The 25,699-nt window shown below is 37.0% G+C and carries 23 protein-coding genes; all 23 read right to left on the bottom strand.

Going from position 1 to position 25,699, the window contains the following annotated elements; translation table 11 throughout:
* Nucleotides 1-362: 362 nt before the first annotated feature.
* Nucleotides 363-1,385, bottom strand: coding sequence for a glycosyltransferase (locus SAE01_RS00605; RefSeq protein WP_147201588.1), 1,023 nt, complete (start codon nucleotides 1,383-1,385; stop codon nucleotides 363-365).
* Nucleotides 1,385-2,689 (bottom strand): glycosyltransferase, encoded by a 1,305-nt coding sequence (locus SAE01_RS00600; protein WP_147201587.1) that lies wholly within the window; start codon nucleotides 2,687-2,689, stop codon nucleotides 1,385-1,387. The genes SAE01_RS00605 and SAE01_RS00600 overlap by 1 nt, the downstream gene beginning before the upstream one ends.
* A 1-nt stretch (nucleotide 2,690) precedes the next feature.
* Complete coding sequence (locus SAE01_RS00595; protein ID WP_147201586.1) at nucleotides 2,691-3,623, bottom strand: glycosyltransferase; 933 nt, start codon at nucleotides 3,621-3,623, stop codon at nucleotides 2,691-2,693.
* On the bottom strand, nucleotides 3,620-4,576 hold the full coding sequence (locus SAE01_RS00590) for a hypothetical protein (RefSeq protein ID WP_147201585.1): 957 nt from the start codon (nucleotides 4,574-4,576) through the stop codon (nucleotides 3,620-3,622). The genes SAE01_RS00595 and SAE01_RS00590 overlap by 4 nt, the downstream gene beginning before the upstream one ends.
* Nucleotides 4,577-4,608: 32 nt before the next feature.
* Nucleotides 4,609-5,400 (bottom strand): FkbM family methyltransferase, encoded by a 792-nt coding sequence (locus SAE01_RS00585; RefSeq protein ID WP_147201584.1) that lies wholly within the window; start codon nucleotides 5,398-5,400, stop codon nucleotides 4,609-4,611.
* Nucleotides 5,401-5,487: 87 nt separating this feature from the next.
* Nucleotides 5,488-6,363, bottom strand: coding sequence for a glycosyltransferase family 2 protein (locus SAE01_RS00580; RefSeq protein ID WP_147201583.1), 876 nt, complete (start codon nucleotides 6,361-6,363; stop codon nucleotides 5,488-5,490).
* A gap of 18 nt (nucleotides 6,364-6,381) precedes the next feature.
* Nucleotides 6,382-7,140, bottom strand: a complete 759-nt coding sequence (locus SAE01_RS00575; protein WP_147201582.1) for a class I SAM-dependent methyltransferase — start codon at nucleotides 7,138-7,140, stop codon at nucleotides 6,382-6,384.
* Nucleotide 7,141: 1 nt separating this feature from the next.
* Nucleotides 7,142-8,314, bottom strand: coding sequence for a glycosyltransferase family 4 protein (locus SAE01_RS00570; protein ID WP_147201581.1), 1,173 nt, complete (start codon nucleotides 8,312-8,314; stop codon nucleotides 7,142-7,144).
* A 4-nt stretch (nucleotides 8,315-8,318) separates the two neighbouring features.
* Nucleotides 8,319-9,185, bottom strand: a complete 867-nt coding sequence (locus SAE01_RS00565; protein ID WP_147201580.1) for a glycosyltransferase — start codon at nucleotides 9,183-9,185, stop codon at nucleotides 8,319-8,321.
* Entirely contained in the window at nucleotides 9,182-10,147 is a 966-nt protein-coding gene (locus tag SAE01_RS00560; protein ID WP_170234043.1) for a glycosyltransferase family 2 protein, read from the bottom strand. Before SAE01_RS00560 ends, SAE01_RS00565 begins: the two co-directional genes overlap by 4 nt.
* 1 nt (nucleotide 10,148) lies before the next feature.
* On the bottom strand, nucleotides 10,149-10,994 hold the full coding sequence (locus tag SAE01_RS00555; RefSeq protein ID WP_170234042.1) for a glycosyltransferase: 846 nt from the start codon (nucleotides 10,992-10,994) through the stop codon (nucleotides 10,149-10,151).
* A 167-nt stretch (nucleotides 10,995-11,161) separates the two neighbouring features.
* Nucleotides 11,162-12,115, bottom strand: coding sequence for a glycosyltransferase family 2 protein (locus SAE01_RS00550; RefSeq protein ID WP_147201577.1), 954 nt, complete (start codon nucleotides 12,113-12,115; stop codon nucleotides 11,162-11,164).
* A gap of 105 nt (nucleotides 12,116-12,220) precedes the next feature.
* A complete protein-coding gene (locus tag SAE01_RS00545) occupies nucleotides 12,221-13,357 on the bottom strand; it encodes a glycosyltransferase family 4 protein (RefSeq protein ID WP_147201576.1) in 1,137 nt (378 codons plus the stop codon).
* Nucleotides 13,358-14,182, bottom strand: coding sequence for an FkbM family methyltransferase (locus tag SAE01_RS00540; RefSeq protein WP_170234041.1), 825 nt, complete (start codon nucleotides 14,180-14,182; stop codon nucleotides 13,358-13,360).
* Nucleotides 14,183-14,288: 106 nt separating this feature from the next.
* Nucleotides 14,289-15,311: a glycosyltransferase family 2 protein gene (locus SAE01_RS00535; protein WP_147201574.1), complete on the bottom strand. Its 1,023-nt coding sequence runs from the start codon at nucleotides 15,309-15,311 to the stop codon at nucleotides 14,289-14,291.
* A 40-nt stretch (nucleotides 15,312-15,351) separates the two neighbouring features.
* Nucleotides 15,352-16,275, bottom strand: coding sequence for a hypothetical protein (locus tag SAE01_RS00530; protein ID WP_147201573.1), 924 nt, complete (start codon nucleotides 16,273-16,275; stop codon nucleotides 15,352-15,354).
* Nucleotides 16,275-17,453 carry a glycosyltransferase family 4 protein gene (locus SAE01_RS00525; RefSeq protein ID WP_147201572.1) on the bottom strand — a complete coding sequence of 393 codons (1,179 nt, stop codon included), beginning with the start codon at nucleotides 17,451-17,453 and terminating at the stop codon, nucleotides 16,275-16,277. Before SAE01_RS00525 ends, SAE01_RS00530 begins: the two co-directional genes overlap by 1 nt.
* A gap of 14 nt (nucleotides 17,454-17,467) precedes the next feature.
* Complete coding sequence (locus SAE01_RS00520; RefSeq protein WP_262713350.1) at nucleotides 17,468-18,544, bottom strand: glycosyltransferase family 2 protein; 1,077 nt, start codon at nucleotides 18,542-18,544, stop codon at nucleotides 17,468-17,470.
* Between the two features lie 7 nt (nucleotides 18,545-18,551).
* On the bottom strand, nucleotides 18,552-19,592 hold the full coding sequence (locus SAE01_RS00515; RefSeq protein WP_147201570.1) for a glycosyltransferase: 1,041 nt from the start codon (nucleotides 19,590-19,592) through the stop codon (nucleotides 18,552-18,554).
* A complete protein-coding gene (locus SAE01_RS00510) occupies nucleotides 19,582-20,544 on the bottom strand; it encodes an FkbM family methyltransferase (RefSeq protein WP_147201569.1) in 963 nt (320 codons plus the stop codon). Before SAE01_RS00510 ends, SAE01_RS00515 begins: the two co-directional genes overlap by 11 nt.
* Nucleotides 20,544-21,779, bottom strand: a complete 1,236-nt coding sequence (locus tag SAE01_RS00505; RefSeq protein ID WP_147201568.1) for an ABC transporter ATP-binding protein — start codon at nucleotides 21,777-21,779, stop codon at nucleotides 20,544-20,546. Before SAE01_RS00505 ends, SAE01_RS00510 begins: the two co-directional genes overlap by 1 nt.
* Nucleotides 21,780-21,881: 102 nt before the next feature.
* Nucleotides 21,882-22,757, bottom strand: a complete 876-nt coding sequence (locus SAE01_RS00500) for an ABC transporter permease (protein WP_218029041.1) — start codon at nucleotides 22,755-22,757, stop codon at nucleotides 21,882-21,884.
* A gap of 5 nt (nucleotides 22,758-22,762) precedes the next feature.
* The gene (gene asnB, locus SAE01_RS00495) at nucleotides 22,763-25,675 is read right to left on the bottom strand and encodes an asparagine synthase (glutamine-hydrolyzing) (protein ID WP_147201567.1); all 2,913 of its coding nucleotides are present in this window, start codon (nucleotides 25,673-25,675) and stop codon (nucleotides 22,763-22,765) included.
* Between the last annotated feature and the right edge of the window lie 24 nt (nucleotides 25,676-25,699).

The raw sequence follows: 25,699 nt of genomic DNA, 5'->3' as shown, positions 1-25,699 counted from the left end.
CAAGATGGATAAACAGAATAGGAATTGATCTTTTCTTTTTCAATTATTTCGTTAATAAAATGTTTCCTGACCTCCTTGAGGCCTTAAATGCTGCATTAACTTTCATTAACCATTTTTTATTGTAGCAGATGTGTAACCTCGTAAACTTGTACCCAACCGGGTCAAGATGAGCTGATATTTTTTGGAGTAGGATTTACTAATCTTGAAATACGTAAAAGGTTATATGTGATTATAAAAATTAAATATTCATCCTAACTTCCGGTTGTAACACATCTGTTCGCCTCTCACATCATACAAATAATCATTCAATAATAATAATCTGAAAAATCAGGGCCATCTAGTTTTTTTATAAACTTCATTTATTATCTGTTTAACGAAAGATATTGTGCTGAAACTACCTTGACATCGAACCTCTTCTTTGCGTGTTCACGACAATTGCGGCGATCAATATTATGTATTCTATGCACCGCGTCTTTCATTTCCGCGGCAGTATTTACCTTATAACCGGTGCACCCTTCATCAACAACTTCCTCAACAGACCCTTTGTTAAAAGCAATGACCGGTGTTCCGCATGCCATTGCCTCTATCATCACTATTCCAAAAGGCTCATTCCATTCTATAGGGAAAAGCAGCGCTTTACTCTGCCCCAAAAATCCATTTTTCTGTATATCGTTTACCGGGCCCACATGCAAAATTTGTTTGCCGTCGATGTAGGGCTCTATTTCTTGTTTAAAATATTCCTGTTCATCTGCAAGTGGAGAGATATTGCCTGCGATAATAAGTTTATTATTTGTTGCTTTTGCGATCGAAATTGCAGTATGACATCCTTTTACTTTTTCTATCCTTCCTAAAAAAATTAACGGTGCTTCTGCAACTGTCTTTTCCTGTAGCTGATACTTATTAAAATCAATAGCATTATAAACAGTCTTCCATTTACCGGCTACATTACCTCTTGAAACAAGATTGTTACTGCAACCTGTAAAAACGATGTTATTTAAAGGAAGCTCGTTTATATACCGAATATTTCTTTTACTTATTTCTCTTCCATAAGTCATTATCTTCTTTACCCGTTTATTTAGAACGGGTAATAAGTAGACCAATCGTCCAAAATTGTGGATCAAATCGAAGTCATTTCGATGTGCCCACAAAAATTTCCATGCAGTTGGAATTGCCTTTAAGGCATCAGAATGTTTTGGAGGAAAACCCTCTTTCCCAAACGCATGCGTTATACAACCTTCGACAAAGGAACCGGCAGTGACCAAAAGATGCACCTCATGACCAACCCGTTGATATTCTCTTGCAAACAAAGCGACTAATCTCTCATGTCCACCATACCCTTTTGGCGGCACCAATATCCCCGGATCCATCACAATCAGTATTTTCATTAGCTCAAATACAACTCCAGGTGTTCGCCCCCGATATCTTTAATAGTTCGTACGGGGTACATATTGTTACTTGCTTTCGTCAATTCATTTTTATTTTTCAATAACCATGAAAGGACTTCTTTTAAAGATTCCGTATTTCCGCTTTTAAAAAGCCACCCATTTACATTGGGTATTACAAAAGCTGCATTACCGGCAACATCTGAAGCTATAGCGGGAATACTTGCAGCAAAAGCCTCCTGCAATACCAGAGGCGCCATTTCTGTTACCAATGAGGGCACTACCATTGCATGGTAGGTACTTAACGTTTGTAAGATTTCCTCCCGCTTCAAAATCCCTTTGTATTGTATATTTCCTTTTTTAAAGTAAGGTTCTAGCTGCTGCCAATAGCCTTGGTCTATAGGACCATATAGGTCGATAATAAATTCTTCTTCGTCAAACTCCTTAATAACAGATAATAAAAGTGATAATCCTTTTATCGGGTCTAGTCTTCCTAAAAAAACCAGTCTAACAGGTTCTGATACGTCTATCTGTGGGTTGCCTTTTCGTACAGGCTTTCCTACTTCCATAAGAACGCCTTGTTCAAAGAGAGCAAGCTTCTCTTTTGGAACCCCGTTTTTTTTCAGGACCTTACAAAACCAGGAAGACAAGCAAATGAGCTTGTCACATAACGAACTCAACTTGCCTAACTGCTCCTTCCTAAGTTCTATCCATACAGCAGAACCGAGCCTGGTGAAAAGAGGATTATATCCTAAAACTTTTATATTTCTTTTATTGAGGCTAGTGGAAAACGCTCCTAATGCTTTTGCTGCCGGTATTGGCCAACCGCTATGGGCAAATAAACATTCTGCACATTTTTTTGGCTCTGCGACTCCTTCGCAATCGTGCTTTTTCAAGTACTTAAAGGTGGAAGTAGCGCAGGTAAGATGAGGCAGATGAAAAGTAAAATAAACTTTAGCCGCTATTTTGCGAGCCTTTTCAATATGAGAGATTGATATACCAGAAGGTCCGGTCAGCGAGTGAAAATGAATAACATCCGGACTTGTTGCCTTAAGTTTTTCTTCAAAATCAGTTAATTCCGGTGCTTGCAATCCTAAATACATCCGCCTCTTGAAATCAGTACCTGGAAAAAAACTTCGAATTTCAATACCTTCATAAAAATAATTTTCCTCGTCTTTATGGCCCGGCTTCAAAACTATTACATCATGCCCCTCTTGTTGTAAATACCTTGCTAAAGCTTGAACATATGTTTCTGTGCCGCCGACCGAGTTAGGAAAATACCAGCTTACACATAAACAAACGTTCACTTTATCTCTTTTGATTTACCATGATACCAAAAGTCATCAGAAGGTAATAAACGAGGGGCTTTATGCCCGTTTTGTAAGTATATAAATTATTTGCCCATCTTTTTGAAATTCGCCCTAGCCGGTACATCTCAATGGTGTTTTTGTATAAATGGCGTTTTATTACAGTATCAATTCCTTTTGATATTCCCTGATGTTTAACTAATGCTTCATTTAATGATTCAAGAACATGTATTTTATTTCTTGAGGAATGCATTGCCGAGGTAGGCAAAATACGATAAGCTCCAAACAATTCATTTACTCCAATAACTTTATACCGCTTTGCTATTCTTAACCAAAGGTCCCAGTCCTCTGATTTTAATTTAGAATCATATCCACCCACTTCTTCAATAACAGATTTTCTAATTAAAACAGAAGACGCTGGAATGAAGTTTTCCTGTATCAGTTGATTGAATATAGAGCCAGAAGGAGGATTTTCTTCTGCAAACGTTGCAAACCGTTGCCAGGTAAAATAATCCTTCCCTAAATTGCTGCCATTTTCATTTATCCTGTTCATATTTCCATAAACCATCCCACACTCGATGTTTTGATCCAACAGCTGCACCTGGTTGGAAATCTTATCAGAATAAATCAGATCGTCTGCCCCAAGCATTTGGAAATAAATGCCTGAACTCCTTCTAAACATGATATCGCAACCATAACCAACACCTTTGTTTACCTTCTCGTCGATTACAACCAGGTTCTTAAACCGATCATTTTTATGCTCCAGCCATTTGTGTATTAACCCAAGTGAGTTATCTGTAGAACCATCATTGTATAAAATCAATTGAATGTTGGAGTAGCTTTGGTTATAAACACTATCCAAAGTTTCGATGACATACGAGCCGGGGTTGAAAAAAGGAATAGCAATAGTTACCAAAGGCATTGCATTACTCATGCAAACTCAAATTTCATTGTCTGTGCGGACTGTGCATCTAATAGATGGAACTTCATAATGTCAATTCGCTTTCCTGTATTCCAAATCCGATTAAGCTCTTCAACGGTATAAGCAGTTGTCGTTCGGTTTTTAACCTCCGTCTGAACAAGGTTACAAGGAATGTTTACATATTTCGCTTTAGGGTAACAAGCGCCTTTTCTAGGTAAAAAAGCCCGTACAAAAACCTGTAGGTTCGCTTCAAAAGTATTAGGATTTCTAAACTTTATATTTCTTATTAAAACCTCCATTTCCTTCTTTAAAAAAAAAGTTCCGTCCAACGATAATGGATAGGCCCAATCAGGAGAATTAGGCATGTCTTCCCACACCCAATCTAAGAAATATTGATCCAAATGATTAGTATTTGGTATCTTTTTAAAATCAGGCAGACTTTGAGGACGGTTATGATTGAAACAAAAAGTAAGGTCGGTGCCTTTTGTAAGGGAGAAAATTGTAGACAGCGGATTAAATTGCAATACGTCATTCATATCAAACTCTTCTAAAATAATCGCATCGTCCGTGAGAAAAAATATTCTGCCCGCTTTATTAGTTTTTACCCATTCATTCACCTGGCTATAAAAATTGCTTTCCTCAATAAAATTAACAGCATAACTCCCCATTTCATTCATCAATTGTTTATATGCGTTGCTGAAGTCTTGATTTGATGCTTTAAATAAAATAGTTATTGCAGCAGGATTGGATGCCCTTTTAAAATAAGACATTAATAATGCATGCAATTGCATGGGCCGGTCTTTAGAGAATACGAGGCCTTCTATTGACTTGTTTAAGACTGTTTCATCTGCTTCGATTCTTATTTTATTTAATTCTTCAAGACCTCTAATAACGCTCTCGTAATACCTCTTTTCGGCCTTTAATGAAGTAACTTTCTTTATCTGGAGATTAAAAGCTTTTAGCATAATAGTAGTGAAAAACAAGCACTTGAGTGTTGTTACTTAAATCCTGGTTTTCGTAATGCACGAGTTAACAATGACTCTAGATAAAGCTGTTTACCTATTAAAAAAATCTTCAGGTTAGAATAATAATTTTTCGATACATATAATTGATCTCCTTGTATTCCATGTGCAGCATCTTTAATTAGAACAAAATTATTCTCTGACATAAATTTCTTAACATCGGCCACCAATGGCTGGTTTTTATAAAAATTCACCTTTGATACTTCGAGCCAAATAACTTTTATAGATGAAATAAAGTCGCCTGCCCCTTCTAACACCATCAGTTCTGCCCCTTGCACATCCATATGAACAAAATCAATAGCCTTGATATTATTTGCTATACAGAAGGATTTAAGTGTTATTGTTTCGACTACAATTTTGTCTTTAAATTGAATAAAGGGAGCTGTTTCCAGGTGCTTTTCCGGTTGTAGCAAGGAACTTGATTTATTGCCATAATCCCAGTCTGATTCGAGGGCTTCATCTGGTCTTCCAGATGAGACATAGAATTCGGCTTGTCCCTCCTTATTTGAAAGTGCTTTATTGAAATAGGAAGCATTTCTAACTCCGTACTTAAGAAAATTGTGTTGAATTAGTGGTATGTTAGCAGGCAAAGGCTCGAATGCATAGATTTTCGCTTCAGGAAAAAGTCTTGAATATTTGACACTATCCTCTCCCTCGCATGCACCAATTTCAAAAATAGTAAGAGATTTTTTGCGTGGAAATAAGATTTTCAATTCCTGCTCCAACCCGCAAGGAGCGAGAATATATTCTGTGCGGTCAAAGTCCATATGCTGAAGTCTTAAATTTAGGTGGCTCTTAAACCTTTAATTGTTTTTTACAACTTCCTCGCCTTTTGTGATAACTCATGTCACCAATTATGTTTGAACAATACCTTTTCTAAATCCAACCCATCCTAACCCACTCGCCTCAACTAAAAGCTTAAACTCCCTCCAATTAAAACTTTTTAAAAGATGAAGGAGAGATCTTCGTGCCTGCAATTTGTCAATCATAAGCAAAGCCTGTATCTTTTCTTCTTTTGTTAAGGGACAAAAAGGCGACTCCAGATGTTTTTTCTGGATTAAGTAGGTAAGAACAGGATACCCTTTTAATTGCTGCCCGAGGTCAAGTTGCTGCCCCTGGTGGACACGATAAAAAAACAAGTCTGTTTGCAAACGGACAACGGACCAACGAGCACCAAGTTTCAAATTAAGATCAAAATCGCTTATATAAGGCAATGTATCAAAACCATCGACTGCCTCATAACATTCTCTTTTATAAATAACCCCCGAGGGGCCCACCTGCATCCATCTATTGTTAAAGAAATATGAATAATATGCTTCGTGAGGAGTATAAAGTTTCGGGGACGGTTCACTTATCGTATCTCCCCAGATCATCCCAAAGCCAGCCGATGGAAACTGCTCCATACCTCTTACCATTACTTCCAACCCATGCGGATACAACACGTCGTCAGAGTCTACAAACTTTATATACTTGCCGCGCGCTAAAGAAGCGGCATACCTCCTATTGGGATAGTCACCCAGGTTCTTTTCATTTTTGTAAACCGTGATACGACTATCTTTTTGCTCATAGTCCTTCGCAATGTTATAAGTATTGTCGCTGGAACAGTCGTCAACAATTATGAATTCGTAATCGACAAATGTCGACGACAGTACACTCTCTACTGCTTCTTTGATGAAATTTTCCCTGTTATACGCCGTCATCAAAATACTAACCACCGCTGCTTCTTTCATGCTATTGCAACACAAGAATTAAAACGACTTGTCCCAATCCCATTTTCTGTCATCCTCCAATATTTTTTTGAAAGCGAGGCAGGCATAATTCAAGCCCAACTCTTTGTTAGTCTTAAAACTAGAAGTTTCTACTAGTTGTTCTTTTAACGGAACTAACCTCAATGATATATTAGCCAGTCCTAAGATGAGGCTTCTTTTTACACTCTGCCGGGTTTGACCATGCTTCCCTAATAGTTTATAATGTGGCAGACTATTCACATACCTAGCTACACGTTGTATTCCTGGCCATCCTCCACCGCAATCATCTAAAATCACCACGCCTCCGACATCTGTCATTTTATCAATAAAATAGAAATCCTGCATTACAATATCAAATCTCTTTGTAGTATCTATATATGCAAATTGAATGCGATGGTTTTGAAGGTATAGGGAAGTTAATATTCTATCAGAAAAATCTTTTTTTATCTCCAAATACTTTATTAATCCTTCTTTTTGAATATTATGAACCGCTGCTGCGCCCCAGTAGCTATCAGGTTCTATAACGATATGGCATCGTTCTGATGAATTATTTTGACGATGTTTTTCAAGAATAAATAAAGTTGATATTCCGTACGCAAATCCTACCTCTAACGATGTATTTGGATTAATCAGATCAAACATATCCTGCAAGAACTCGCCTTGCTCTTTCGACGTGTGTGAATGAAGCGGAATTCTTTCGCCGCTCTCGTCTATTTCAATCGTTTTAAGTTTAAATATTTCGCTTAAGGTTTGTAACATTTCAACTTCCTTTTGATTGGTGCCGGAAATACGTTGTTATACTATTCGGTATATACTTGTTGTCCAACCTGCTTCCGTAAACTTTTTTGGCAGACTTTACCTTTTTTTCCTTAGCGACAGTTATAAAATGTTCTTCAATATCAAAAGTATTTTTGTAAGGGTCGAAGCGCAACCTGGCTATCTCGCTTGCAGTAGAAGAAACTTTTCTTAGCAATTTTCTATCGTTATGCAACATTGATATCATAGCTGCATATCTCCCATGATCATTTAAGGCAATATAAAATCCTGATACGCCATTAATTACCAAATCCTCTGTTGCTCCAAGCCAATCGGTAATAAGGGGGACAACCCCAGCCTTCATTGCTTCAACAAGTGCAACCGGGAGCCCTTCATTTTGAGATGGGAGAACAAATACATCCTGGCTGGCGATCAATTTTAAAATTTCATTATTTGGTAATTTCGGATAATAAGTAACGTTTTGTAAGGATTCTAAAGGCTCCTTAACTTCATTTTCTGCTCCTCCCGCTCCTATAATTGTCCATCGTACTATTTCACCCCTCTCTCGCAGTAACCTGTCTATTTTTGGCAGAAGCAAAAACTGCTTGTTAGCATCGGTAAGACTCCGGACGCCGAAATAAATATTTAGAATAGAATTGTTTTTATCTATAGGGTCTAGTTCAGGTACTGGAAAATGATTTAAGAAAATACTTGTATCCCTATTCTTTAAAAAACTTGTCAGCTTGTTATAGATGGGTCTGCTAATACAAATAAACTCGTCAATTACATCCAGATGCTTTTTTGCCAGATCAAAGTAATACTCATAATTTCCATGTAAGAAAAACGCGACCGGATTGTTTAACCCAAGATTGCTTACCATTCCAAGCTCTAACCAATCGTGTGCTACGATAATTCCTCTTTCATCAGGTAGTAGTCTTGCTAACTGACTGCAGGTATAATAAAAATTCCATTTTGGTGAATAATAAAAGACCTGTTCACTCTTAACTCCAGGCAGTTCTGGTGCGTTAAAACTTTGTATAGTGTCTTTGTTTATAGTATAGATAACATGGTTTTCAATTTCTGGGTGTTGCTGAAACTGTATCAAATTACTGATAACTGATAAAACCCCTCCCCCGCTTCCATTATGAAAATGGTATACTTTAATTTTCCCAGTCATGAAGTTACGTCGACAATAAATACTTAATAACGGTTTTGGAGTGCTTCAAACGGTTGTAACGAAAAAAGGTTGTGATCAATTTGAAGTAATTGTTTGCGACGCCCAGCTTTGAGCAATTGTATTTGATCATCATCATAAGAACAAGACTACATGCCAGGGAATCGGAGACTGATACTGCTTTCTTACTTATGTTCCCAATACTCGCTGGTAAAGATTTCTTCCATTTTTTGTGAAGGATTAAAGATGCATCAAGCCACTGCCTGTTCAATTGCCCTGGCGATAAATGTTCTAATAAAATTTCAAAAGTAACTACCACTTTATATTTCGTACCTACTTGTAGCGAATAATCGAGGTCATAGCCATGAAAGCGTTTAAAATTGTTATCATCAAATTTAAACTGCGTGAACACGTCTTTACGTGTTGCCATGAAAACACCGTCTACTACGACAACTTCTGCAGTTGAAGCTTGACCAGGATTTATACATGTAACCTTCGGGGTTAAACGATCAGTGAAATGTTGTATAGAGTGTGTCCTATACAGGCTTTGGTCACACGCAGACCATGTAGCGGCATACTTGGATTTATAGACAGTTCCTGATACTCCAATCAACCCGACTGTTTCGTCTGTTAATAGCTCCATTAAACGTTGTCCCCAGTACTTGCTATGAATAGTCACATCCTCATGAAGGAAGCACAAGTAATCAAAATTTGCAGCTTTAGCACCCTGGTTATATACGGCAGATATAGACTTTTTCTCAATATTATTATCGATCGCAATTATCTCAAATGCTAATCCAACTGTTTTTTCGATATTCAGTTTTAATTGTTTCAAAAACTCGTGGTTAATCGAACAAATAATAATTGAAATCAAAACTGTTTCTCCCCTTTCATTAGCCTTCTAAAATACCCAAAAGTAGGTTTTGGAGACAGCGAAGCTCTAACAAGATTTATAAAGCCATCTAAAGCTTCGCCTTTTGTCCATTGATAAATTCCCTTGTTTCCATAATCAAAAGACCGGTATTTCTTGTTCTCATCAGCAATACTTTCAGGAAGAGTGACGGATGCCGCTTTACAATATTTTTCAAACTCATTTCGCATGGTTAAGTCATATTGCTCTTTGTAATTTTTGTTTTCACTATTTGCTAATCTTCCTATTACACTTTTCGAGTGATAACGGAAATTATTTAAGGGTTTGGAGGTAAAAGCAAGATCAGATTTTAACAACATTTTCAACCACGTAAGCCAATCACTGTTTGTGGTTAGTTTTTCATTTGCACCTCCCACTTCATTATAAACACTTTTTTTAAACACTACAGCACTGGCGTTTGGTACCACGTTTTTATGAATAAGAAAATAGCGAATAAAATCTATTCCTTTCATAATAAAGTCACCGCCGAACCTATCGCTTTTTAAATCATCCGTAAAAGTCTTCCAGGTACCCGATATAATGCCTTTATCACTCATTCGATTACTTTGACAAAAAGCAAGGGCTATTGCGGGATTAACATTGTGTTGCTCAACCATCACTTTTAAAAAATCAAGTGCCGCGACATCATCTGATTCAGCAATCCATATTAGGTCTGCTTTTGCAAGCCTTACGCCTTTGTTCCATTGAACGAACGGAGAACCACTGTTGCTGTTTGAAGGATGAAAAGACATTCGTTTATCAATCCTGGTAAATCTCTTTATAATTTCCACACTATTGTCGCTACTTGCATCATCAAGGATAATTAGTTCAAAATCGGTGAAAGTTTGAGAGAGAACAGACTCTATTCTTTGCTCCAAATAACGAGCGTGATTGCAACTTGGAATAATGATTGAAACTGCAGGCAAACTATACCGATGATTTTTTGAGTCGATTTAGATATTTTAGTGGCAATAAAACAAAATTGCCAATACGGTAGCTCAATGAGCTGCGCAAGGTTTTTTTATAATTCTCGAACTGTTGTTGTTCATAAAGAAGATTCTCGTAATTTCTGATCAGAGATATAGGATTAGGATAGGACTTCCTATACAGTTTTATATGCTTGCTATATAACTGCTGCTCTGCATGTTTAAGTCTTTCATTTTGCAAGTTAGCATTTCTTGACCCCTTTTTTATCCTGTAATAGAAATGAATACCCGGCAATTTATGCACCTGCCTTTCGCTGTTAATTAAACGCAACCAAAACTCCCAGTCTTCCCAACCCGTCAAAAACTCTTCGTCATAACCTCCACATTTCAACCAATGCGATTTCCTAAATAGTGCGGTGCAAAAAATCAAATTTTGCCGCAACATTTTTTTGGGGTCGTAATCCTCCAAACTGATCAATCCTTTTTCATCACCAAAATATTTGGCATTGGAATAGACAACTTTTAACTCTATGTCCGCAGCAAGGCATGCAACAGCTTCCTTTAAATAATCCTTTCCGATTAAATCGTCAGCGTCGAGAGGCAAAATGTACTTTCCTTTTGCTGACTCTATTCCGGTGTTCCTTGCCGCCGCAACACCTCTATTTTCCGTATGTATTATTTTGACCTTCGGTTCATTTAAATTACCAAGCAACTCTTTGGTTTCAATATCGCTGGAACCGTCGTCGATGATAATGATCTCCCAATCAGAAAAAGTTTGCGAACGTACAGAACCAATTGTCTCTGGCAGATATCTTCCTTGGTTATAACACGGTACAATTATACTCACCTCACACATTTGTTCCAAAAATTTTACTCGTTTGACCAGTTGAAAACAGTTATTTCAATTCCTAAAACGTTTCGCTGGCGTTTTTTTGCGTCGCCTTATTCTCTAAGGCAACCCTACTTGTAACTTCCAATTTTAATAACTCCTGGCGAATTTCCTTCAAACCATTCTCATGACAACCTTAAAAAAAGATGATAAAACATCCCTACATAGTTCCTCTGTAACCTAAGATTGCCAGCTTTTAATTGATTAAAAAATGCAAAGCGGGCAGCACTGACGTTTTTTGTTTTATAAAACTCGATCAGGTACTTTTTACAAAGAAAGTTTATTAACTTTTGCCTGTTGATCGCCCGGCAATTCCAATTAATTAGGTTGTTATAATTTGTTGAGGTTCTGAAAAAAGAAGTAAGTGTGTTTTGAACCTGTAATTGCTGCAATAAATGATACCACAACAACCTTTCCTCTTCTCTGAATTTAAGCTGTAACTGAACAGTTTTAGAGGCAGTGTGTAGTCTGAAATAAGCAAAAAAATCATCTACCAACAAAACAGCCTTCTGCCCGTAAGCAGCCAAATACCGAAACCATAGGTCAAGGTCCATTACGTAATGAAGCGCCTGATTTACGCCTCCAACCTGCTTCACAACACCGAGCCTGTAAAAACTCGCGGGCTGGTTAATTCGTTGCTCTACCAAAGTTTCTTCAAGTGATGGGAAAATTTCTGTCTGGTGTTTAAAGTTCTCCTTTAAAGTTTCTTCGTCAAATAAACTACACCATCCACACACGACATCAATTGATGCATTTTTGGTAAAATAATCTGCTATTTTGAAAAGAGCGTTATCAGCAAGGTAGTCGTCACTATTTATCCAGTTGAAAATATCTCCGGTGCATTTTGACAACCCTTTGTTCAGGGCATCGCTTTGCCCTTTATCAGGTTCACTTACCCAGTACGAGATGTGCTGTTCGTACTTCCTAATAATGTCAATCGTATTATCAGTACTTCCACCGTCAATAATTATGTATTCAAGATTAGGGTAGCCCTGGGTAATGATAGATAAAATCGTTTTTTCGATATATAGACCTTGATTAAAGGACGGTGTAACGATAGAAATTTTGGGAATCGCCATAGTGCAGGCTGATGCCTTTAATATTAATTATTAGAATTGATAAGGAAATCGGGTTAATATTATGCTACAGGACCAAAAAAGCTCTCAAAACTCCTTCTTTAATTTTTAGTTCAGCGCTTTCAATAACTTATTTATTTCCGCTCCAGCCACATTCCAGTTTAATCTCACTTTGTATTCGTTGAACGACCCAAGTGCAAGTTCTTGGTAGCGCAAATTGTCTTTGAAGGCTTCATAGATATAGGTCGCATAGTCATCAACAGTTGCTGAAAGTGGGAAAGTTTTACCATTGATGTAATCTTTTATAATAGTAGTAATACCTCCCACATTACTGCAAACGCAAGGTGTCCCAAAAGAATTTGCTTCACTTAAGGCCAAAGGAGAAGCATCCGAATTTGTAGGTAAAATTAAAAAATGACTGTTGGTGATTATTCTGTTAATTTGCTTTTTACCCTCTTCGGTGGATTTACTTACAAAGCCATGGTTAATTACAAAATCAGGGAGAATTGAATAATCAGGTATACTGGTTAAGCCCAATAAATGAAGCTTTGTAGAAAGTCCTAACTGGTTTAGTTTTTTTGCAACTTCTATAGCAAACTGCCCTCCCTTTCTTTTCCAATCAACGCCAGAAAACAAAATATTGCACTCGTCCGTTGATCGTTGCCTAACAATTGCCTTTATATCCTCATATGCATAATTGTGTTCAACGTTAGCACCAAAAGGAACAACTTTTAACTTATCAGGATTCACATTATAACTTTCAATGGCTGTGGTTGCCGCCCAATTTGACGAAAAAATAACCATAGCTGAAGATGACAGAGCCGCCTGCTCTATTTCATTTCCGTGCTTTATAGTTTCCCTAGAAAAATTAGAAAATTCAGGATAAAAATCAATCAAACCTGCAAACGTGGCATCTGTGTACAATACCTTTGGCTTATTACTTTGTAAAAAAGCAGTAGGAATTGTGCCGGGCGAAAAAAAAATGTTACTTTTTTTCACAAGCCGTTCAGCTTGCCGGGCGTATTGCTTCGCAATGTACGGCTCCCTTTCAAGTGCAAAGTTTTTCCCTAATTTTTCATAGAGTTTAGACTTAAGGCGCAATGAAAGATTAGGTTTAGCATTCAAGTTGCCGATGTACTCAATCTCGTTACTCTGGTCCTCAATACTTTTGGCAATGTAATAACCAAGCCCTGACCATTTATGTATGTCTAAAGCATTGTAAGTAGTAACGTAAGCAATCTTCATTCAGACAAATTCGTTGCTGGCGTTAGCGGGTAAAAAAGATTGGACATTAAAAACAAGGGATTTGTTAGCCCCAATAGTAAGCTCACCTGCGGTAAAAAAAATAAAATTATTTTGCAGCAGGCAATCATTTATCTGCTCTCTGCAATTATATTCATCATGAATCTCTATTGCGATAAATCGTGTCTTAGATAAAAAAGCGGAAACAGAGTTAAAATCGTCGAAAACCTTCTTTTCTGCCCCTTCAATATCTATTTTTAAAATGTCTATAGTATCAAAATTGCCAAGCTTCATTAAACCTGCAATATCGTAACCCAACAAATCTGTTGGCTTTTCTGACTCAACTACTTGTACCGACCAGTCATTTTTATCCCTAAAATCACGATCTATTTTCAAATAACAGCATTTCGACCAAAGACCACCCTTAATTAACTTATAGCTACCAAAATTATTCTGTTTGATATTTTTTTGCAAAACGTCAAAATTACCATTGTCAGGCTCAACAATGATAAATTTAGCGCCAGGAAAAATATTGTGAAAAAAAATAGAAGTACCGCCTATGTTTCCACCTGCATCAATTATTTTCATTTCGTTAATTGGAAAACAACTTTTCTTTATCAATTCAGTTAGAGGCAAATATTCTTGATCACCGAATATTTGTTCCCGGACAGAGAAATCGCTGGAGGGATACTTTCTCAATGTCAATTGGTAAGGCAGAGAATTTTGAAATCTGTATCTGATTGTGTATGTACTCCAGTTATCTGAAACCAGGAAGGCATCATTCTTTATTAAATAAGTTGAAAGGAAAATATTTAAACTCTCATCCATTTGGGAAAACGGCAAATGAAATTGCTTCGTGAAATAATAGAAACATAATCGCATTCTGTAATAAAAAGATACTCCCCGTAAAGAACCTATCTTATGTACTATTTTTCTAAATAACATTATTGTTGATTGATTCGTACATCGTTCTTAGGTTTCTCCTGCCCTTTACGTACTCTTTAACAGCGTAAAATCTATGACACAATACCAATGTAGTGATATAACCTTCTCTTTTTTCAATTAAAGCAATCCAGAGCGATTTAAAGTACCTGATCGTAAAGAAGTCCGATAGCAATAAACGAATCATCTTTTTAAAATTTGCGAATATGTATCTTTCATAATCGAAAACTAGGTTATTTCTTCTGTTGTCTAACAATTCTTTGAGTAGAATCAAATACACATGCGAGCGGGCAAAGCCAATTTGCATTTCTATCATGTGCTTCCAACTAATACGCTGGTTGCTAAGATTGTGGATGTATATCAGTCGAGCATCATAAAACAATTTATATCCTGCAGCTACAATCCATATGCTCAATTCTGAATCTTCACCGGCCATTGATTTACTATTTGCCGTCAATCCTGTAAAAAACTTTCTAAACCCTTTTTTTTTTACGTCAGTCCATGCAGTTTTATTAATCACTGAGCCTGCTCCCCATACATATCCCTTTTGTAGTGTGATGTCGCCTGAAGCCGGCGATTGATCACCGACTGCAAATGCATTTGCACAGGCTTTAAACCATTCCGGTGTTTGTATTTCTTGTTTCAGTAAGCCCCTACCACCTAAAAGACCAATACTACAATCGGCATTTAATATTTCGTCTGCTAGGAGCAGGTAATCAGAACAAAGTAATACGTCATCATCACATACAAGCATCTTGTCGTAGCGTGAAGCATTAAACCCTTTTAAAAGGGCGTTTGTCTTGCCTGTTGATGGTTCAGTAATTATAGAATAATCAAGATTAGTATTTCGTAAATAAGCAGCAGCCAAGTTCCTAGTATCATCAGTACTTCCGTTGTCAATCACCAATACCTCAAATAAAATATCCCCCGTTTCCAGCTTAGTTAAATATTTAAGCGTTTCTATAATTCTATTTGATGAATTATAGCAGCATATGATAATGCTAAAGCCATTCATAAAACTTTTGGCCGATTAGGAAAGAAAAGGAAAATTATTTTTACCAGTAACATCCTTCTTCGACAATTTCAGCACTTTGGGGGTACTCTGATGGGTAGGGACGTTTCCAATTGTCATTATATAAAGCAGAAATTTCAGATCTTTCATCCCATCTGCGTCCCTTAATGCCAAATAAAACCTGAGTAGCACCACCCAAATGAATTGCCTTTTTTCCTTTTCTTTTGATGTATGAGGCCAAAGGCAATCCATAAGCTCCGGCACCAATAATGGCCACATCAAAATCAACTTCATTGATCTGTTTATACATGAACTCTAATGCTTGAAACCAGTCTTCAAATGGAGTTTGATTATAAGCAAAAGACTGTGTTGCTTTTATGGTGGATAAAACAAATGGTGGCAGAATATTTCTATCGGGAAATAACAATGCCCTCTTGTTGTTATACTGATACTTTATCGATTCTTCAAAAGGATGAATAACCAAGACGCGTTTGTCTTCCAGTAAACGACTCCACGGATTATCAAAATAGTAGGGTTCTAATCCCTCCAACTTTGTTAATCTGGCCTTTTTGCAAAATCCGTTGGTAATAACATTTTCACCCGGCTTAAACCAAACACCTAGCAAGTCGACGTCTCCCGCGCAGTCCAGGTATAACTTACTAAATTCTTTTAATATGGCTTCTGTAGGAGGAAATACTCCGCCCCCTTCCTGGAGATCTTTTATTATATCTGCTTTCCAAAAAATCCGCTTTTTATACTTGAATCTTTCATAATGGTAAATTATTGCAAGTTCAGTTGAACCAAACCTTGACACCATAAAAGGTTCATCTGCTGTCAACAATTGAGAAATAATATCATTACCTTCTGCTGCACCGAATATTTTCTGTTTATAAGGGACATCATAAGAACCACCAGTCAATTGGCTAATGATGTTTTGATATAGGTAATAGGCCCTTTTAACCATCATTAATTCAATATTACACCCATTTTGTTTTTCCACTGTTCTATGGTAAACAGTCTATCAAACCTATTTTTGGCTTTTTTTCCCATTTCTTCACTTAGACTAGCATCCTTTAATAGGGATATCAAAGCTTCTACAGCACTATCGATATTATCTATGTCAACTACGTAACCGGTATCATTGTTTGTTATAGACTCTTGCATCCCACCTCTGTTTGAAACTACACATGGTTTTTGATGATACATTGCGCCCAAAACTGCAATGCCATGACTTTCGTAAAGACTTGGCTGAAAATATATTGAACAATTTTTGTATAAATTTTCCACGTTTCGCTCAAATCCAATAAATTTTATCTGTGGGCAATCCTCCACGTTCGCTCTACATTCTTCTAACAAAGGTCCGTCTCCGGCCCAAATAAAATGAATGGGCTTTTTATATTTTCTCGCCACTTCCTTACACACCTCCGTCCAAAAAAAAGGATTTTTATATGACGCAGTTCCGCCAATTGTTAGAATTACCGGGGTTCCATTCGTTGTCAATTCAGTGCAGTCTAAGTTCGGTTGGTAATAATTATGTACAACCTGGATATATTTTCCATTCTTTCCCGCAGTCCAGTTTTTTAAAACATAACGTTTAGCGAAATTTGATACAGTTACAATTTGTCTATGTCTACTTAAACAAATGTTGAGAAGGATTCTTTTGAATTTGTCCATCCGATCCATCGTGGCGGTATGGAGCACATACAAAACTCTAATTGGTGAAAGAAAAAGAAATAGCAATTCTTCAGGATTGCTAATTGAGCAGACCAGCATAGAAGCACGCTTTGTCTTTAATGCTTTCCAAAAAAAAATTAATTCCCGCATTTGATAAGTCAAATAATCCTTATTAATCCTATTTAAAAGGGGACGTTGAAATCTTGTCCGCCATACATCAAATTCTACAATTTCAATCACAAAAGAATGAGTAGACTGTAATTTTTTGATTTCGTCATCTAACTGGTTAGCAGACAGCATTACTGTTATCCGATAATTCTCTTCAGTAAGAAACTTAATTAGGGAATTAAAGTAAGTTTTGGTGCCCCCATAAATTTGAAATTGGGGTATTACCAGACACGAACGCCGTTCTTTCTTTGTAATCAGCAGTAAGAAATATGCCTGAATACATCTTAGAAATAATAACAGCATTCTTTCTCCGTAGCTTATTTTTTCTGACAGATGAACAAAAGCTTAGTATCAGAGATGCAGAAAAAATAATCATTGAAAAGTTTACGGTTCACTCCAATAAAATTTTCAAAAAAATCTTTAATCTTTTCTATAGAAATTAAATTCAAAGCAGTGGCACTATTTTTTGAATTAGAAATGAACCGGAATTTCGACTTTTTGCTAATCGCTCGAAATTCATGTTCCAAATAGGCAGTTTCTCCTGCTTCCAATTCGTGCACATCTTTTATCAGCAAATTAAAAAAGAGGAACCGTTCTTTCTCTAACAATTGCAGCCGATGTTTGGAGTAATATTGTCGGTTATTAAAAAGTGTTAAACAGACCCTACCTTCAGCTTTGTATAATTTTCCCCATTCATTTAATCTAGACCCATTTCTTTTTTTCGAATATAAATAATCAACCATAGTGAGATACCATGTTGATGGCGTAGTAGGTGCTTGGCTCGGATGCCATTGGTGAAATACTTTGAAATCTGAAGCCGTCATTTGTTCTCTTTCAACACCGACCCATTTAAGTCGTTCATATAAATCATCGTCTTCGCCACCCCATACTGCGAAGTATTCATCGAAACCGCCTAAATCAAATACAAATTCCTTTTTGACCGCACACAAACCGACATAATTCTGTTCGTAGTGTACGCCATCTTTTGTCAAGTCTTTATTTTCCAGATTAAAATGCGCAGGTAAATAAAAACAGCTAAAAGTGTAAAATTGTCTATCGTAATTTAATCCAGAAATTTTTTTAAGGAAGTCGGCTTCGACAATAAGATCGATATCGTACATCAATAAAGTATCACCGCTGGCCTTTTTTATGCCAGTGTTTAATGCGTGAGCGCGACTCCAAAACAATCCCTCGCTGCAACTATAATAGTACCTAGCAAATTCATAATCCTCAACTACTTTTTTTACCCCCGCGGCAAGTTCTTTATCGCTTCCATAATCTATAAAAATCAATTCAAAACGTTTATAGGTTTGAAGGGCTAAAGAATCTAATGCTCTTTTTATCCTTGTTACTTCACGATTACGGAAGCCTACTACTAAAGAAAATTTTTTAATATATGTTCTAGTTAAGATGGAAAAAATTATCGAAGAAATTTAACGACTCGTCGAGTAGAAAAGATTTTGCTTTCACTAATGCCTGTCTGCTCATCGTCCTTACGACAAAGGAATCTTCTTGCAAATGCTTCGCAGCAGCTATAAATGATTCCGTGTCATTTTTACAAAACAAGGCACAACTTTCGTCGGCATAATCTCTTATCGAGCCTACATCACTAGTAACTAATGGTAAAGCGCAGGCTAAAGAAGTTGTTATCACATTACTACCGATAGTGTCCTCTAAAATATTTAAACTTATATCGGCATCTTTCATTATTTGCAAAAGCTCATTTTCCCGCAGGTACCCGTAGACATTTACATTTTTAAATTGCTGAAATATCTCTTTCAAATTGTGGTTGCCCAAACAGACATCGAAGGTAAAGGTCTGGGGATCAAGCGAACCGATCAGTGAAATCAGTAGTTTATAGTTCCTCATCAAATTGCCCATGAATAGCACCCGGAGCTTCCCATCGCGTTCCAACTGCGCCTTGTCTTCGTTGAGGTAATACGGATCCACGTAGTGGAAACTTCGAACAACTTTTGGCTTAATGTTCAAGCTGAGTAAATCTTTTTCCAGAGAGCTACCAAACACTATTAAACTATTTACCAAGTTTAATACTTTCTTCAATTTATCTTCCGTTTGGTAATAATCGGTTAGTATTGATAAAGGAAGATGAACCAGTCCAATCAACCCAACTCTTGGCTTGATTAGGTTTAGTATCGATGCAATTTTTGTCTGCCAACCAATTCCTCCATATTCAGTAAAAAATATTTGGTCCTTTTGTTTAACTTGTAGAAGTAACTTTAGCACGTTTGAACAAAGCCAAATGTATTTTGCCCATAACTTGATAATCGAATCTTTTTCTTTTTGATACCGCGCTTCTTTTATGAGAACTACCTGTTGACGATGTCTATTTTTAAATGCTTTTACCAAATGTGCCATCCCCGCGTGATTACCTTCCGTCGATACCCATTCATAGTAGAAGACAAAGACCTTCTTATTGCTCACGTTGCAAAGAATGGTTGTTTAGAGCGTAAATCATCCCGATTTCATGATCGAAGCTACCTGTTGCAAATACCACAAATCCGCTCTTTTTTAATAAACTAATCAAAGTGTCTAACCTTGTCTTATAACCCTCCATTTTATGCCACTCGATCATAAATACATCAAACTTTTCAAGCATCAACTCCTGATCAAGGTTTTCGATAATGTCATATTCGCTGCCTTCACAATCCAACTTAATAATAAACCGGTCTGTAGAATGCTTATCAACCAGCGGTCGTAAACATTCGCTTGCTTTCCTTAACTCAATCTGCTCAACATTCTTCCCGTCGTTTTCAACCACACCAACAGTTTTAACTCCCAGATTGCCTTTATTCTTCGGATCGTAACCGAGGTTAATAAAACTGTTAACATTACTGAGCCCAAAATTGTTAAGATGGATCTTAGACATATGTCGAGTATTGTAGCCGACATTTGCAGTAGCACAGTCAAAAGTTGGTTTGAAAGGCTCAAATCCATAAATATCTTTTATGTTTTTAAGACTGCTAAGATATAGTGAAGTAATTCCGACATTCATACCAATATCGAATACAACATAGTCGGAACTGCTTTCAATTTTATAGGTGTTTTCAAGAAAAACCTCATTGATTATATATAGTTCCTGAACGGTATCAATCTTTATCTTCAAATCTCCGATTTCTATAAACAAATCATTCTCGGTAAATACGAAGCGAAAACCATTTTCGATGAACTTCCAACAATATTTATTATACCCATCAAAAAAAACGGGATAATCGCCTGGCGAAAATGAATGATCGATTGACCTGATGTGCACAGTGTTACCTTTCTTTAAATAATAAAAATCACTGACCGGCACACCTTTTTCTAATAAATAGTTTGACCAAAACGTGCTTTTGGTGTAACGTAAATATTTCAAATAGTCATTCTTTATTCTCATTATGATTGCTGAAAAGTTACATCTATCCGTGGAAGCAATACTCCCCTGTTGTTTTCGATAAACATCCTGTTTCCAAAAAAGCTTTTTGAATTAATCTTAAATCCGACAATGTTCTCACCCCAAAACAAGACCTCGCTTTTGTTGTAGGCGTAAATAGTGATAGAATAATTTCCAGGCACCAGTTTTGGAGATTCAACTAAAAAATTTGTTAGAACCTTTCCTTCTCTTGCGGCATGGGGGCTAGTGATGGTATCAGATTTAATGTGAATGACTATATCCCCTTTCTCATTTACAATTGCACAATCAACAAAAAGCTCATTATAAGTGGCGCGGCTGTTAAACTCAATTTGAAATTCAAGATCTTCGTTTGCATCAAATTGAGGTTTGGAATAAAAATTAAGCCACTCAAATTCCTGGGTAGCTACTTTAAAAGTCCCTTTATCACTTTCAATACGTAGGTAGTCCTTTATCCCTTCTATTGTGTGTCCGGTATATTTCACGGTGCCTTTTTCTATAATCACAACATTTTCACACAGTGCTTCTACTGCTGTCATATTATGACTTACAAACAAAACTGTTCTTCCTTCCTTGTTGCTTACATCCTTCATTTTGCCCAACGCCTTCTTCTGAAACTCAGCGTCACCCACTGCCAACACTTCATCAATTATTAATATATCCGGCTCGAGGAACGCAGCTACCGCAAAGGCTAATCGCACATACATGCCACTACTGTAACGCTTTACCGGTGTGTCTATGTAACGATCTACTCCAGAAAAGTCAACTATTTCATCGAACTTGCTTTTGATCTCGTGCTTAGTCATTCCCAGAATAGCACCATTTAAAAAAATATTTTCCCTGCCGCTGAGCTCAGGATGAAAGCCTGTTCCTACCTCCAGTAAAGATGCAACACGACCTTTTAATTTAACACTCCCAGTTGTAGGAGTTGTAGTGCGACTTAATATTTTTAATAAGGTACTTTTTCCTGCTCCGTTCCGACCAATAATTCCAAGCACTTCACCATGCTTAACTTCGAAATTTATATCTTTTAACGCCCATACATATTCGCTGCTTCCTTTTACCGAACGGTCATTTATTTCTCCGATTTTTAAATACGGATCTTCCTTCCCTCTCATCCGATGCCAAAATCTATTCAAGTCGTGAGCCAATGAACCAGTGCCTACTTGCCCAAGTCGGTATTGCTTACTTAGATTTTCTACTTTTATAACTGTTGACAAAAGAGTGAAGTTGGGACTGTAAAGGAGTAAGCAGACACTCTTAGATGCGGAGGAATATCAGGTTTAGAGCTCGATATACTAAAGCGTGACTTTACTTACAATCTAAACTGTATCCATAAATGTTCTTTCCACCTTACTAAAAATAATCAGCCCGATAAATAATACTACTATTATAAAGATGCTACTATACAGCAACTGAAAGCCGTTAAAATCACCTTTGTTAAATAAAGAAAAGCGAAAAGCTTCAATAATAGGGGTCAAAGGATTATATCTGACAACATTTATAACACTTTCGTTTTTTAGATAAGACAACGGATACGCCACAGGTGTCGCATACATAAGCAATTGGACTGCAAAGCCAATAAGTACAGTAAAGTCTCGATACTTGGTGGTGAGTGACGAGATAATGATTCCTGCCCCAAGCCCCATCGCTGCCATCATAATAACCAGAAGTGGCACAAGCAGCCAACTAAAGCCGAAATAAAAACTACCGTTTGTTAGACCGAAATAACCAATAGCTACAATAAGTAAAAAAAACTGAATGCCGAACTTGACCATATTACTCATCATAGTACTTAGGGGGATCACAAGACGAGGAAAATACACTTTACCAAAAATGCCTGCATTTGCAACAAATGTCCCAGAGGTTGAGTTGAGGCATGACGAAAAATAATTCCAGATGGTAATACCACTCATATAAAACAAAACAGGTTCAATACCATCAGTAGGGATGTTGGCAATTTTGCCAAAAACCATCACAAAGACTATAGTAGTAAAAACTGGCTGTATGAAGTGCCATAACGGGCCAAGAATTGTTTGTTTATACTGTGCTGTTATATCTCTTTTAACAAACAAAAAAAGAAGATCGCGGTATTGCCAGACATCTTTTAGTTTAATGTCTAAAAGGTTTGCCTGCGGCTCTATTACAATATCCCAGTTTCCTTCGTCCGGCAAGTTTACTGCTAAGTTTTCTGTCACTTTTATCAAACTAATATTTCTTCTAGATTTCTTTTATACGTATCGTAACCAAAAGCCTTTTTCACTTTTTGTTGAAGAACTTTTTTGGCCCGAACGTTTATCGTATTCTCTTCCTTTTGCAGCGTATTTACAATTGCCTGAAACATTTCAGCTTCACTGTCAGGGTTAATCAACCTACCCAGTTTTCCCTGCTGTAGAGCGTCCCCACTGCCATCTTTATTGCCTGCTATTACAGGAAGTCCACATGCCATAGCCTCAATAAAAACTATTCCAAAACCTTCTTTTCTACTAGGCATAACAAACACATCAGCAAGTAAAAAATGGTCAACTACTTCTTCCTCTTTTATAAATCCGGTAAGCATTACTGTATCGAGCAGATCATTTGCTTGTTGTAAAGCGACTAACCTTTTGCTTTCCTTTCCGTCAGCTTTACCAGCAATAATATATTTAGCATTGGGAACACAGTTTTTTAAATAAGGAAGCACGTCTATTACCTTGTCATAACCCTTATATTTTTCTGATGCTGAAAGTCTTGTTAGAGTAAATATTACTGAGTCAGTTTCCTTTAGCCCATACCGTTTCATCAAGTACTCTGGCTTCTTAAACTCGTGAGGGTACGAAAAGTATGGGTCAATTGTATTCGAGAAAATTGAAACTTTTTCCGGGCTTATCTTATGTTTTTTTACAATTGCTTCTTTAGTAAAATTGCTTACTGCTAGAACGCTATCCGCCTTGTGCATAAGATAGCTTTTTACTCCTGTAAGTTGATCCCATACTTCAATACCATGAGTAATCAAGATGACATTTTTCTTAGGAGACAATTTTTTAATTCCCCATCCTATTAGCGATAAATTAATGTGCGCTAAAATAATAGTATCGTATTTTCTTGCTTCCTTCAGGGCAGAATAAACAAATGACACCCTATTTCCTTTAAATCCTTTATAATTTTTTGCGTCAAAGTAAAGAGGGTCAACTGAATAGTCGTAAGCAGACTGGCAGTTGGCAACTAACTTTCCATCCACTTCGAGATCTGAGAGAGCTTTAAGAAAAGCTCGGTTAAATTTTTCAATTCCACCTGTAAAACGAAATGCACCTAAGTTGAGAAAGAGTATCTTTTTTAGCTCCTTATCATAGTACTTAATTGTTTGTTTCTGACAAGCCAACAAATATGCCCAGTAATGCACCCATTGCAACTTGCCCGATTTTAACTTCTGATACTTCTTTATAAATTCAGGAGCACGTTGGGCAGTAGTTTGGACAGGAATAATCCATTTTTTGAAAGGAAAGATAAATCCCTGTTTTTTTCGATTGTAAATGTCTGAGGGCAGAATGTCTACAAAAGATTTTATTAGGAGATGCTTTTTTACGTTTGTATCGTATTTAATATAGGGGGAAATAGAATGCACAATTTCAACAAGTTCTTTGTCGAGAAAAGGCACCCGTACCTCGAGACCATGCCACATGCTCATATAGTCAATGTCCTTCAATAACTGACCTTGCATGTAGATGTTTTGTTCTCCCCAGCTTACTAATTCTCTATTGTCAATTTTGTTGTTTCTAAAGCCGGAGAACTTTATTGCGTCCAATGCCTCATTAACTGATTTTACCGAAATGCCTAGTATTAATGCAGTTTCTTCAGGGGTGTACAAGCCACGATTGAAAAGATAATCTCCAAGGAAACTTTTGCGCTTTAAAAAAGACAGTTTCTTTTTTCTTTGTTCGAAAAAATTCTCTGTCAAACCAATTACAAAAGCAGGAAGCATTTTGAATAACCGCACACGCTCAGTTCTATAAAACGACTCATACCCTCCAAATAATTCATCAGCACCAATGCCACTTAATACTGCTTTAAGACCAAACCTATGGGCATACTTACAAATAAAATAAGAATTGATGCCATCAATGCTTGGTTGATCCATTGCCTTCAAAATGTCTGGCAACGTAGCCGCAAACTCCTCTTCGGTAACCAGGCAGGAGCTATGTTTTGCACCTGTCTTATCAATTACTAATTTCTGATACTTAGCCTCGGAGAACTTTTCGTCTTCAAAAATGATAGAAATTGTATGAAGGTTCTGTTGTAGGGTTTTATGTGATAGCAGCGTGAGCAAACTTGAGTCTATTCCTCCACTTAGAAAGAGGCCGATAGGTGCATCTGATATTAAATGACGTTCTACTGCTTTTGACAGCGTTTCCCTTATTGCAGTAACTGCTTCAGGTATTGTATTGATGATGTTTTGGAATGAAAACTTGCAGAACACCTCCTGGCGTATGAACAATGTTGGTAATTCTATAGTGGCAACTGTTCCTTTCTCTAACAGGATCACTCCTTTAAGAGTGGTAAAAGGTTCTGGCAAATGACCAAAAGTAAGGAAGTATATTTTCCACTTTTCGTTTTCGTTCCACGTAGGTTTTAGAGCAGTAAAAGCTCTCACTTCTGATGCAAAAAAAAGTTTCCCTCCTTCCATGCTATAGTAGAGAGGTTTTATTCCGGCATGATCTCGGGCGAGCAACAGTTGTGAAGTAAGCTTATCAAATATCGCCATGGCGAACATTCCATTAAATCTTTGAAAGCAATTCTTTCCCCACTGCAGATACGATTTCAAGATAACCTCCGTATCACAGGCTGTCTTAAAAATATGACCCAGAACTGTCAGTTCTTTTTTTAACTCTAGAAAATTATATATCTCTCCGTTAAAAACAATTTGAAGATTGCCGTTTGCATCAGCCATAGGTTGATGACCGGCCGAGGTAAGATCAAGCAACGATAATCTTCTGTGTCCTAAAGCCAGAGGCAGCTTATCATCCAGATATATTCCTTCACCGTCAGGTCCACCATGTTTCATACTATCTTTCATGACAGTAATGTCATTAGCAAGAGTAAGAGTGGATGGATCAAATATGCCGGCTATTCTACACAAAGTCTAAAATCTATAAATTGTTTT

Source organism: Segetibacter aerophilus, from assembly GCF_007991655.1.
GTDB classification, from domain to species: Bacteria; Bacteroidota; Bacteroidia; order Chitinophagales; family Chitinophagaceae; genus Segetibacter; species Segetibacter aerophilus.
Note: the sequence above shows the minus strand (reverse complement) of the source record. Positions and strands in the feature narration are given on the sequence as shown.